The sequence below is a fragment of the Aquimarina sp. genome (assembly GCF_977115655.1).
In genome coordinates this window covers 1-14,291 of record NZ_CDSBKO010000090.1, presented here as the reverse complement: position 1 = coordinate 14,291, position 14,291 = coordinate 1, and the positions used below count along the sequence as shown (strand labels likewise).

Here is a 14,291-nt window from a genome sequence, read left to right as displayed (position 1 = left end):
GATCTCACCCGAGGTGCCGCTGCTTCAGGTGTGGTTTCATGACTGCCCGGACGGCTGTCCACCCGCGGCGTTGCTGGGCGAACGCCTCGGCCAATCCCACGCCCCACACCTCTCGATCGTACCGTTCGCATTGACGACGTCCGACCCCGCATTCGCGGTTCTGGCTCCGCCCAAGAGTCCACACTGACATTTGACTCCGGCCTCGACGACATCTGTTCTTCTTTCTGTCGCCGCTGCTCTTCTTCTACTCGCCACATTGCTTCTTCACTCTCATCTTGCTTCGGGTTCTTTGGCTTAGTGACAGGCGATTCCGCCACTTCCCCTTTCACAACATGCCCAGACGACTGTGGCGGCGTCACCGGCGGCGACCGCGACGGAGTTCGTGGTCCCTGCCGCGCTACCTGGTGTTGCTTCGCCCTGGCGTCTTGCTCCTGTTGTGCCCGTCGCAAGAAATCTTGCCCCCGAGCCTGAGACATCCCCGATTGCGGTACTCCACGATTGTCTGGCATTAGCCGTGAGCTCCCCGGTGAGCGTTCTCTGCTCCGCCGGTCGCCTCGTCGACCATCCCGACTACCGTCTTGACGTCCCCGCTGTCGGTTACTGTCCCGACTCTGCCGCTGTTCTTCATGCCGGCTACCATCCCGACTCCGCCGTCGACCCTCACGCCGAGGATCCTCTGGCTCTTGTGACGCTCGAAGACGAGACAACGTTCGATGGATTGAACGCCGAATCGCCCCTTCTTTCTCCTCTCGAGTACCCCGTTGACGACCCCGTTCGTCCGACGCATGTCGCTTGCTCTCACGAGATCCGGGAGGCGACTTGCTTTGCCGCTTGTGTTTGCCACCCCGCGATGACGCCCGTGGTCCACTGCGTTGATCATGTCCCCTCGGAGACCGCTGTCGTTCGCCCGACCACGCTTTCTTCGCGGAAGTGTCATTAGACCCCTGCTGTTGACCAGTAGAGGAATTATCCCGCGCCTGACCCGTTGCTTGTTGATGTTGCCGTAGATGTTGCTCGACAACCTCTTTATATGGAGTTGACGTTGACAACGGCATCTGTTGTTCGCGATGTACCCGCTCCTCAAAGTCATCGTCTTGAGGGCCCAGATCCAACTCATCCACCGCAGCCGGCTCCTGTTGTTGCTGTTGAGGCTGTTGCACCGGCGGTATTAACCGCTGTGGAACCGTGTCAAACGCCGAGTTCGACGACCGCACGACACTCGACTCTCGCACCACCCTTTGCTCCCGAGGAATGACCGCTGCCCCCGTCCGTGGATCCACGCGTGGTTGTAATCCAACTATCGGCGGATTAGCCGCCACCAGATCCCGGATTAGCTGCGCTCGTTTCTCTGGGGTTGACCCTGGGTGCGCATCCAATGCCGCCTTTCGTTGTTCCGCTTCATACTGCCGACGCTCCGCCTCCAACTGAGCCGCTTTTCTCGCCTGTTCATCTTGCCACTCTTTCAACTCTTTCGCCTCCTGCTCGAGACGCTCTTCTTCTTGTTTCCGCTCCAACGCCGCTTCAGCCGCCTGAGCCGCCTGGCGTTCTTCAATGAGGCGTACTTCCGCCGCGATTTCGCGTTGCCGTTGCCGTTCGTACCGCTGGCACTCTCTCTTATACTGCGCATCGCGCTCCTGCTCCGTCATCGACCGATTGACATCGCTCGCTTGAGCTAACACCGGATCCAGAGGGGGGTCGTGTCGAGCCGGAACCGGTTCACCCCGTCGAGGGCCGGATTGCCGCCCAAACCGCTTCTCCTCTGGAACCTCTTGCTGACCCCATTTTTTACCCAATTTTGGGGGCAGACCATGTGTTGACCGCCGTGGCAGCCGACGCTGAGCTTGAAGCCGTGCTTCTTCCGCCTCTCTCATCGCCTTATTTTGATCCAACAGCTCCTGACACTTCATCCGGAGCTCCGCCATCGATTCTTCTTTCAGCTCCAACCGTGCCAACAACGTCAGCCGATCTTGTTCATAACGTTGTTGCACCAACCGAGCCCTGGCATTAGCCGTATCAATCTGTGCCTTGAGGATCAACGTCTGTTGTTTTTCATCACGGTGCCGCAGCACTGCTTCTTTATGGCGCTCCATTGCCCACGCCCTTAACCGCTGATTCTCCCCAAGCACACTATTAAGTGCTATCGCCGCTTGCTCGTCCATCTGAGGCACCGCATCTGGTCCCCAGGTTGCTAACCATGCATCCGTTAGTCGCTGTTGTTTACGCACCTGGAAGACGTCCGGATAGGAAAACATTTTTGGATGGGCCGCCTCGTCAGCTCGCACCTGACGACCCAAACGTATTAACGCTTCCCGTTCCTGCGAATCATCCAGGATTTCGATATCATCCACGCCCCATTGGGGGATACCGCCCTGAGGTTCCCCAGGTGTACCCGGTGGTTCATGGTAGTACACAGGGGGAGGAATCACCGGTGGAGTTGGTGCTCCCGCTGGCATAGTACCATCTGGCAATGGACGATATTTCACCGTTCGCGCCACCCGTCGACTAATTTCTTCTTTTCGCTTTTCTTGCTCCTCTTTCGATGGACCCACGTCATCTTGGATCATATGTTCCAGCTGACCCAGCAGTTGCTGGAACTCCGCATCAGGGATCTGATTGACTATCCCTGCCGTCGTATCATCAGCCGAATCATCCGACGGTCCCGTCACCCCCTCTTCTTCGCTGAAGCCCGCAAACTCCGCCTCTTGCGACTCCATCTGCTCATCTTGTTGTTGCTGTTCAACCGATTGTTGCTGCACAGGTTCCCCTTGCAGTTGTTGAACAGCCAATTGTGGCGCCACTTGTTGTTGCTCCCCACTTTGTTGCTGTTGCACAGCAACCAATTGTGGTTGTGGTTGACGCGCAGGTTCTCCCTGCTCCGGACTGGGCTGCTGTTGTTGAGCAACCAATTGTGGTTCTGGCCGTTGACTGGACTCTCCCACGGAATCCTGCTGTTGCTGAGTCTCCGGCGAAGAAGGCTGCACCGTTAACTGACGGAACGACCCAATTGCTCCAAGCATTGGCGCCTCCTCAGTTCCCTCCATCCGCTCCGATGGGGCTCGTTGCGGCGAGTCCTTCCTCTGCCCCGGTGACCCAGGCAATTTTGCCTCTACATACACGGCTTCCACCACTTCTTGGATTGCTTTATCGACATCCGGCGGATTGATCTCCGGATGTTCCACTTGATAGAACTGCAGGTTCTCGAGCACATGCTCCTGATACGCCTGCTCCCCGCTCACATCCGTTAAAAACGTCGTGTCCATCGCTGACACCTCATGCATCTCCCGCGTAGGTGTTGATGGACCGCTTGCCACTTTCTTCACATTCTGAGTCCGCATTACTTTCTCCACCTCTCGATCTTCCGCCATATCTTCTTCCCACGTGAACTGGGATCGAGCCTCACCCTCAGATTGGCTCTCCCCCTGATCCTGCCGCCACTGCTCAACCCGGTCTTTGACCTGCGGAGAGACGACGAACGAGTCCGCCTCTCCCATTAGGGACTGACCATCATCGGCTGTGACACCAGGACTACACCGTCCACGTTTCTGGATAATCCGCTGTTCCCTCTCCGACTCATCCGTGTATTTTCCCCTCATCCTCACATATTCATCATTGTCAATTTGGCGTTTTGCATTCATCATGTAGGCCCAGTAAGCATGAGCCGCTTCAAGCCCTTTCGGTATCGTCTCCATCGTAGGGAGTGCCACCGTGTGGCCCCTGTACCCGAATGGGACCGGATTACCGGCTTGACGCGATTCCCAATGCTTATCCAGCACCTCTTTTAACACCCCCTCGGTCTTCGCCACCAATTCTGGACTCATTGATTTCCCCTTTAAAATTACAATACCCTGTTGCTGACGGTTGTACTCCCTGTACTCCCGCCGCCGTTTAACCCGATCACTTTTATTATAAATGTCTTTTAATGTCATATTGTCTAACACCTGCTGTTTGGTCATACACCCCGATTGTTTATCATACATCACCCGTTTTGTACCCCTGTACCGTTTTTCCCCCGTATAAAAATCCTCTGAATTTTCACTGTCCGTGTTATTCTCCTCCCGCCATTCGACCAATTCCTCATCCTGCACCTGCCCCATTAAATCATAGTTCCCCATGACGAACCCAAACACCTCAGCTGGGTCGTCTTCAATCCACGATTCATACGCCGCCTTCTCAGCTGCGTATTTGTCAGGTTGCTCAGGCTCCGCCGGTTGCATCCGCATAGGCGAAGGCAATTGTGCCGGTGCATGATGTAATCCAGGATTACGCTGCCAACCGCGATTTGCTTCCACACATTGATCCACGATGAACTGCGGATACGCACTCTTGGGGGCCGTTATTGGGATCCCCTTGAGCGATTGCTGGATGTCGTAGGCCATCTGGATCGTGACGACATCGATGCAAAACAGCATCCCCTTCTCTGCCAATTGTGGCCGTTTGAATCCGCTGACATGGCCACCGGTCATATCAAAGACCGGACCACAGATTCCACCGCCCACCTGTTGTTCCTTTCGCCACAATGAGTCCGCCATGAGCAGATGACATGTCATTCGACGTTGATACTCAGCCTTGTGAGTCGTCGGATCGCCGTCAATCTGCACCACATCGCGGGCCCATTGGGGCAAACCATCGTAGATCAGCTCCCATGCTTGCAAATCGTTCTGTTGTTCCATCGCTTCCGCCCGATTGTAGTTGGTGTGGGACATCAGTACGCCTATTAAGGCTGCGTGTTGTGCCGCGTACTTCAGCATCCCCCTGAGACCCTGTGTGATCAACCCCGATTTGAATCCTTTCCCCTGCCGTAGTGGATTAACGTAGATCCCCAAATCCCCAGCGTGTGTCTCGACTTGGTGCTCGTTGAAGAACCTCCGGATACTGCCCATCATCGTTGCGTGAGGAAATTCCTCCGATGTGACCATAGGTTGGAGATCCACGGCATTAGCCGGAAACACGTCATCTGGAAATTGGAGGTCCCACCACTGTTTCTTCTTTTCCCCATCCCAAATCAGCTTGATGCTATCCCCCTGGAAAAACTCCTGGAGTTCCCCCGGAATCCTGAACCGCCATTGGGCTACATCCCACACGATCGTCACACCCCAGGCTGTGGACGTCACCAACGCACGAACGAACGTTGCATCCAGCATCGTCCCCGATAGAAGCGGCAACGGCACCAGGTCGTCTGCCATCGGGTAGCGCTGCACCAACGGGATCGTTGTTCGCGTCGGCATTCGCCCATCCTTGACATTGTCCGTGAACCACTTCCTGTCGTCGCGATGGAGACCCGTTCCAATGATGTCGAGTCCAATCACCGACGACGGATTACCGTCACGAAACGTCAACAGCCGGATTGCCGGTCGTACCATCGCAGAGCATTCGACCGTCAACATCCGCAGTGTTGTCCCCAATTCGTGGCCGAACACCCGTACACAATTGACCCAAACGTTGAGCCATCTTGATGGGTGGTTCGGATCCTGATGGGGGTCGTCTGGGTTGACCCAATTGTTTTCCTCCGGTTCCCGCTTTATCTTCATCAACGCCTTCTGTTTCGACAACGCCATCTGGAAATAATAACAAATAGTGATAATTGGGATATTAATGTTAAGATAATGTTAATAAAATTTAATTATTATTAATTAATTTTAGTGATAAGTTCCGTTCCTCGTAGTACCCTCATTCGAGGAGGTGTCCAGCGCGCACGCACGTAGGGCAGTGCCAGGACGTCTCCTCCGGATTTCGATCGATGCAGGACGCGTGATACCACGTGTAGCAGTAGTCACACCTCTGCCACAGCACACTGTCCGGCCGTTGCAGATCTTGCTGATAGGTTCCCTTGCACACAAAGCACTCGGAGTCGTCGTCGTCCCAAGATTTGTCAGGATTCCGTTTAGCCCGCAACCTGCCTTCGTAGTTCAGGTAGGCTTTTTCAGAACCTGAAAAATGCTTGAATTCTTCGGCATCATACCAACGACCCTCCGATTCCGGAGCCCCCAACAGCAATAGTTTGATCCGCTTCGGTCCATCCGTCGCAATTACCCGATGTAACCGCTCGAACTCCGGATGGAATCGATTACTGATCCGCTTACTATTAAGTCTCTCCCGATTTTTCATGAGGACTAAGTCCCCAATCTTAAAGTCCCGTTCCTTTGCCCTTTTGTCATAATACGCTTTGTATTGAACCTGCATTTCCCTGTTTTTCTTTGCCGCTACTTCCCAAGCCTCGGTCAGACGCTTGGCAACCTCCTCAGCCCACTCTGTCCGATGGATACCCCTATCAACTTCGTATAGAGGATTCTCCATTGGGAGATTCGGATCCCGCCCATGCTGTAGAAAGAACGGCGTATTACCCGTCGACGCATGGGGCGTCGAACGATACGCGAACAAAGCAGGTCCAATATACCGATCCCAACGCTCAGGTTCCAGCTCTACCGTTGGCTTAATCATGTCCATTAACGTCCGATTCCACCGTTCGACCAGACCATTGGCCTGATGATGATAAGGGGATGTGTAGCACACATGCGCCCCCGCTGCTGCCGTCTCAGACACGAACAATTCCGAGTTGAAACACGGCCCCCGATCCGTAATGATGACCTTAGGGACCCCATGCTGCGGAATTATCCGTTCATGCAACAAGTCGACCATCGTTTGCGCTGTTTGATCCTTCGTAGGATACGCTTCAGGCCACTTGGTATAGTAATCCATCATGGTTACTATATACTTGTTGCCCCGATCTGTCTCTGGCAACGGACCAATCACATCAATGGCAACCATATGAAATGGAGCCATCGCTCGAACTGGTTGCAATGGCATTCGCCTATTTGTACCCTTCCTAAATCGTTGGCATGGGATACAGTCGTCGATATACCACCGCACCGTCTTCTCCATCCTGGGCCAGTAATACTTCTGCTGTAACTTGCCCAAGACCTTGTCAATCCCCAGATGTGCACCGTACTTCGTAGTGTGCATCATCTCCACCAAGAGCCATGTGAACACTTCTGGGACCACCAGCTGGAACTCAATCCGCTCATGGGTGGATGGAGTCCGTTTCCGCTTGATGCGGTAGAGGATTCCCTCCCAAAGCACATAGTAAGGCTCCTGCGCCACCAACCATCTCGTCAATTTAGGGTTATCCGATTCTGGCAACTCCAACGTGTCCAAATAGTAAATCAACTCTCCCCAAAAATCATCCTCTTGCTGTGCGCGGATGATTTCATCCTTATTCCAGGGTGCTTTAATTTGAAAGTACTCAAAGTACCTCCCTTCAGTCAAATCCTTACAATCTTCTGCGAGATCTGACTTCAGCTTCCCATCCATATCTGCCTGTTGCTCTGCATAGCTAGGCAGCTCATCTACTACCTCGTCTTCACCCAATCGTGGTTCTCGCCGTGGTTCATCAAAATTTGGCCACACTACCGTATCATTTGGCCCTGGTAACATTTGTCGACCACCCTGATCATCTTCATCCGGATCTTCTTCACTTTCGCTATCTGAGCTGAGGACATTCCTGTCCGCTTCCAACTGAATGATCAGCCCCACTCCATCCATGTGCCGCAGTGATGCGGGTCGCTTGCCCACGTCCTTTGGTCCACGACCTCCGGTACGCCTACACCGCGCCCCATCCTTCACACCGGATGCGAGTTTGCTTCCATCCGTTGACTCCAACCCAGAGACATTAGTCTGACCCGGCTTCTGGATGACCACCTTCTCCACTTCTACTGGAGCAATTCTGCTTTGGAACAAGTACCGCTTAGCCAATTCAATCAGAATATTAGCTTCGCGCACCCTTGTTCGCCCTTCGAAGCTTTCTTCGTCTACGAAGCACGTGCCTGCTGACACCAAAGCCGCCTTGATCTTCTTCAATTTCTCCCTTTTCGACGCTTTCATGGGTTCCACATCTTCTTCATCATCGACCTCAATAAAGGGAGGCCGAGACAGGGCGTCCGCGTTGGTATGCTTGGACCCCTCCACATACTTCATCTCATACATATACTCCGCTAAGAGCATCGCCATGCGCAAGAGCCGCGGGGTGATATCCTCCGCCTTTCGATTACGATCCAGGATCCGCAGTAACGGCAAATGATCCGTGTAGACCGTCGTGAACGTACCCAACAAATATTGCCGGTACGAACTGAAAGCACGGACTACGGCCAAACACTCTTTTTCCGTCACGGCATAGCGTGTTTCCGTATCCGTGAGCTTCTTGCTCCCATAGCAGATGACCCTTTCCTTTCCTTCACGATCCACTTGAGCCAACACGTAGCCCAATCCGATATTGCTAGCATCCGTATAGAGCCGAAAGGGCAATTCCATATCAGGATAGCCCAAAATCGGAGCTTTCAGCAATTCGTTCCTCAACCGATCAAATGCCTCCGCAGCGGCATCGTTCCATCTCTTTGAAAACGCCAAATTCTTGGGACACGCTTGCGTCAAATCGTAGAGCGGTGCAGCGATTACGCCGTACCCCTTGATGTACTGCCGATAGTACCCCGTGAGCCCAAGGTACTGTCGAACCTGTTTCACCGACGTGGGATACTTGCACTGGCTGACCTTCTCCACCTTCTCAGGGTCCGGATGGATCCCTCGTGCCGATATGATGTGCCCCAAAAATCGCACGTTCTGCCGTACCAATTCACATTTCTTTGGCTTCAATTTCAACTTCGCATCGCGAAGTCGTTGCAACACCTGCTTGATGTGATACAGGTGTTCCCATATGGACCGTGAGAAGATGATTACATCGTCCAGGTAACACATGCAGAACTCCATTAGGAGACCTTTCAACACAAATTGCATCAGCCTTTGGAACGAGGCTGGGGCATTTGACAATCCAAAAGGCATTGCGAGATGCTCAAACAACCCCTCGTGACACGAGAAAGCCGTTTTTTCGATGTCTGCCTTCTTCATCGGAATCTGCCAATAGCCTGATTGCAGGTCAAAGGTCGTGAAGTACATCGCTCCACACAGTGTCGCCAAAGTGTCGTCGATCCGTGGCAACGGATGACTATCCTTCTTCGTGATGTGATTGAGCCCCCGATAGTCAACGCAAAAACGGATGGATCCGTCTTTCTTCCGCACCAGGACTACCGGCGAAGCCCAAGGACTATTCGATGGACGAATAATCTTCTTCTCCAGCATATCTTTGACCTCCGCAGAGATCGCTTGCCGATACGCGAGAGGGTTCCGATATGGCTGTTTAATCGGTTTGGCCCCCTCTTCCAACTCGATGGCGTGTTCCACCAACGTCGTGCCCTCAAGCACTTCACCCTGTTGCATGAACACGTCCTCATACTCTTTGATCAGCGCCTTCAAAAATTGTCTCTCATCTGGGGAAATCTGAGCCGATTCAAGATCTAACCCTTCCGGCATTTTCACATTAGGACCCAACCGTCGGGCCCGTTCCATCAACGCCCTTTTAAAATCCAGCACGAGGTCATCTCTTCGTTGTTTCGCTGCTGCAGCATCCATTTCCGCTCGAGGGTTTGGTCCCCCCGCGGTATTCTCCGCCTCCGGGTATAGCGTTTCCAACGCGTCCCTCGCCGTTTGTGCTGACAACACTTCTCTGATGACCTCCACCGTTTCCACTTCCCCGATTTTCTGTCCTTTTCTAAACCTCACCGTGTTTTCACCCATATTAGAGAACGGCATTAGAATCGTTCCCCCTCGCACTTTAAACATCGCCCTAGGGCCCAGCACATCCATGCTCTCAAACCCGGTGCCATTAGGCTCTATATGAACGTCTTGCCCTTCCCATTGTTGTGCCAGTCGGCATTGGACATACCCTGTCTGGCCTGCTGGGATGGAGAGGCTCATATTAACCTTACACACCGAGATATTGGGCAATTGTGCCACCCCATACACTCTCTTCACCGTCGTATCTGGGTTTGTTACTTCTGGCCCAGCTGAAAAACTTTCGATCGTTTTCCCATCCATCGTGACCTGATGTTTCTTATAGTCCAGCACCAACCCGAAAGCGCGCAGGGCATCATCTCCAAATAACATGGGGGACTGCAAGCTTTCGACGACATAGACCTTTATGGTCTTCGTGACCCCATTAAGGGTAAGGGGTGCGTCAAACACGCCCGCCGTAGCTTTCGTCACCTCATTGTTGAACCCTGTGAATGCCACCTGAACTGGCGTCAGAGGGAGATGATTGAAATACTTTCGGTATCCCCCCGCCTTCATGAGGGTCGACTGAGCCCCCGTATCAATCAGACTTTTCACGTTGATGCCTTCCAGCTGGACCTTGATGTACATGTAGTACCGATCTTTTTGCTCGACCTTCGCATTATTGATCCCAATTTGTGGCGGTGGATAATCCACGGTCATTGAGACCACCTGCATTCGCCGGTTTACTGGTTCGAACCCTTCCAAGTCGTCTGCCGGTGGCGGATTGTTCGGATACAACCGGTCTGGCGGTCGTGTCGCTGGGGGCGCTACATTAGCAGCCTGCGCCAGAAAATTCTGCGGTGGCATTGGCTGCGGTTCTTGTTGGCACTGCTGCGCCTGAAACTGCACAGCGTTGGAGCCCGTTGCCGGTAAGACCCGAGGACACTGGCTAGTCCAATGGTCATTGACCCGACAATGCACACACCACTTTTTCTTGGGCGCCCCCTGCTGACTCGCACCCCAAGCCGGTTGATTACTCTGATTTCGATTAGGACACTCACGACGATAGTGATCAGTGCCCCCACAATCATAACACTGCCCCCGAACGTACGGTTGCTGTCCCTGGGACCCTTGTTGCTGCTGTTGGGGCGCCGCTTGTGCCGGTTGTTGCTGCTGCTGAGAGGCCGATGCCCCCTGCGGCTTGTTGAGACATTCTCTAGCGAAATGCCCTTCTCCACCACACGCGTGACAGGTCAACCCTGGCTTGAACTGCCGAGGTGGGGCCCGACATTGGTCGGCTGTATGGTTTCGTCGTCCACAGTTGGTACATTGCGGACGATTCTGCCCTGAAGCCTGACCCTGCTTGGCATTAGCCACCTGAGCTGTTTCCGCCGAGGCTGCCTGCTGGCCATTTCCCGGTGTCTTCATCTGGCGACTGAATTTATTAGGACCCTGCTGCTGTTGCTGGCCCTTTCCTGCTGAAGGCTCCTCCTGGGGGTCTTCATTTCGTTCGATCTGCAAGGCCCTGTCTTTCAACTCCTCAAACGAGCATTTGAACCCAATGTCCAACTTTTGCCGATATTTGCTACGGATCCCATTAAGGAAATATTTGACCAGCAGATTTTCTTGTTGCTCTACGCCCATGTCGAGTGGAATGATACAGTCGACCCAGACGAGCATTAGCTGATCCAAAAATTCCCGAATGGTTCCCGTTTGTTTCACCTCTTGCAGCCTCTTGACCCCATACGTAATGTCCAACGGTTGCTCAAACCGCTCCGACAAGAATGCCACGACCCTATCATAGTCCGCCATCTCCCTAGGCTTCCACCGTTCCTGTGTCTCCAACGCATCTGCTGCTGTCTTTCGAAGTTTACTCTTCAAAAGACAAAGCTTTCTTGTTGGGTTCGTGATTTCACGAGCGGCTAAGCTTTGGTTGAACTTGAACAAGAAGGGCGCAAAATTTCTTGCTCCATCATAATTTGCGACCTCCCCCAACGTATCCGCTTCCGCCAACTTGAAAACTGGGTTGACTCCACCGAACAAGCCTAAGCCCGCCCAGCCAGAGTTGTCCCAATTCTGGGGCCTTTGCTGCTGTCCAAACAACGGTTGGCCCGTATGCGGATCGAATCGTGGCTGGATCCGCGGTTCTTCTTGCCGAAACTCTTGTTCTTCCCGAACAAGATTCCGCCGTTGACCTTGCCAATACCCCCTAGTGTCAGATGGGGCCCCATGAGGGACTTGTTCCTCCCAGTGAGTGGGTTCCACCGACCGATCCACTCTTCTAGGAACTGCCCCCAGCGGTTCTCCTCCACCCTGACCTTCGGGGCCATAAGGCCTGTCCTCCACTTGTCCATCACCTGGTAGCCGCGCCGTCGGGAGCGAACCCTCAGGTTGCTCTCGTGGATTAGCCACCCCCGTAACATTCGTCTCCCGTCTTCTAGTATTATTGTCTTCTTCGTCCTCGTGCCAAAATGCACGAGCAGTTCGTCTCCATTCCGCTCGCTGATCTTCTCTACTGAGGCTCGGCTCCCGTGGCTCCTGTTGCCTCTCTGAACGTGGTGTTGATTGGAACTGCTGGTGTCGGCCTTGTCTCCCAGGGTCAAAGCTGAGCTGTTGCTGCTGCTGCGCTGGCTCATTAAAGCTGACATGTTGTCCATTAGGGTTGGCCCTCCCCGTAACAGTCATCACACGAGTTTCCCCCGGTTGACCATTTGCGGGCCAATTATGGCTAACTGCCTGACCCCTGGACCCATCTCGTGCCGGTACGGTATCATCTGGCGTCCTGCTAGCAGATGGGAGCACACTACGTGATGCCCCCACTCCAGGCAATGATGCCCCCGGCTGTACCCCCTGTTGTTGATCCGTATAGTGTGCTGGATTGAACGGATCCACCACCACGTGCCGACTTCTTGCTCCACCTGTTCCACCCTGTCCACTTTGACCATGTGGGGGGCCCGGTGGGTATTGACCCTGTCCTTGACTCCCAACAACTCCATCTTGACCTCGTCCATTTTGCTGTTCTTGTCTACCAATTATTTGACCAATCACCTGGCGTGGAATTTCCGCATGATCCGGGTTCCGGCCCCCAGTGCAGGTCGGAGGGTTTTGAGGCCCCCTTTGCTGCTCCTGTTCCGAAATCACATTTGAGTTGGGCAATTGTGCCCGAATCATGTCCGGCAATCCTCGAACCAAATCCGTCATGAAACGCTGATTAGCAGCTACCACTTCTTGAAGCATAGCCGCCGTTCCAGCTCCGGACCTGTGACTGGCCACCGATTCCCGATCTTCTTCTCGATTACGAGTGGAACCATGCAACCCATACACCCTATGACCCGTGTCATTCGGATGTGACCCACTTGGGTTCATGTCCCACTGCAACTCCCACTCCGTCAACTGTCTTTGATTCGTCGAATTTTGCCAGCTATTGGGGTGGGACAAATTTGCCCCACTAGCTATGTCGAAAAATGCATTTTGAGGTCGGAAGGCCCCAAAACCACCTGTCAGGGGGTAACCTGGTGCCCTGAGTTGATTGGCGGGGTGCATTAGTCCCTGCGGTGGACCCCTCGACCACTGTGAGTTCAATTGCGTCCCATTCGCGAAATGTGCAGCGGTGTACAACGGATTTCCGTTGCCGTACCCCGTGTAGTGGCCCAATTGCTGAATTCTGGGCCCTATTGAGGGTATGCTTGGTATCGTCGTTACCACAGGGAGTGTTACCTGTGCACCACTCACCATCCCCGCACCTGCTGACGCAATGAACCCCTCTGACCCATCTGTAGCGACCGAGACTACTGGGCCAGTTCCAGTGTTTAAACTAGAATCCGTGGCTGAGTTGGTCACCACATTAGTGGGCCCATTTTCTGCACCATTCACACCTGACACCGGACCATTTCCCCCAATTTCGTCGTTTACAATATTTTCATTCTCAAAATTCTGATTGTCCCCATTTTCGTTAAAATTATTTTCATCATCAAAATTGTTCCCATTGTCATTTACATTTTCACCCCCATCACCATCAGTTCGAGATCTGGTATGAGGTCTCGGCATTTTACACAAATGTTCCTGGCAGACAAAATCAGACTAATAATGGACACTGTCACTCGTATTAGCCTATTTTGTCCGATTACGGATCACCAAACTTCTTGCTTAATCAATTGACCACCAACAATCACAATATCACAAAATTAAAGTGGGCCCCGAAAAAAAAATATTTTTTTTTTCGGTTTCCGGGTCTTATTTCACTGTTATTGACTAGAAGTGAGAAAAATAATTATTTTTCCCACCTTTGACCACCACAAACCAATTATCACTGATAAAAACCACAGTTTTGTCACTTTTTAAAATTATGCACGGGAATTATGTTTTTCCCGTCAAATGTCAATAAAATCGCTGCTAGCCACTATTAATGATTAAAATACCAATTACTGATTAAAACTATGTCTTTACACTGAGATCACTCCTCTATTAACCGATTAAAAATCACTTTTGAGTCAAAAAAAACACTAAATCACAATGTCAAATTCAACTTTCACTACCAATGATTCAATTGTTCAATGTCACCGACGGGATCAGTCACATTCGTGATGCAAAAACTGTTTGTTGACCCAATTTCAAGAAATTAGGGCCAATTCTGGCTTTTGCAAATTTTTGCAACAACTGCCCAATTTTTCCGTATCAAAACTTCCTTCCAAAAC

The 14,291-nt window shown here is 52.6% G+C and carries 3 protein-coding genes; all 3 read right to left on the bottom strand.

The annotated features are described in order from the left end of the window. The coding region (locus ACZIYX_RS22465) for a hypothetical protein (RefSeq protein WP_462684507.1) at positions 1-5,555 on the bottom strand (5,555 nt) is incomplete at its 3' end. A 112-nt stretch (positions 5,556-5,667) separates the two neighbouring features. Continuing rightward, positions 5,668-11,610, bottom strand: a complete 5,943-nt coding sequence (locus ACZIYX_RS22460; RefSeq protein WP_462684506.1) for a reverse transcriptase domain-containing protein — start codon at positions 11,608-11,610, stop codon at positions 5,668-5,670. Further along, positions 11,570-11,800 carry a hypothetical protein gene (locus ACZIYX_RS22455; RefSeq protein ID WP_462684505.1) on the bottom strand — a complete coding sequence of 77 codons (231 nt, stop codon included), beginning with the start codon at positions 11,798-11,800 and terminating at the stop codon, positions 11,570-11,572. The genes ACZIYX_RS22460 and ACZIYX_RS22455 overlap by 41 nt, the downstream gene beginning before the upstream one ends. Positions 11,801-14,291: the final 2,491 nt, after the last annotated feature.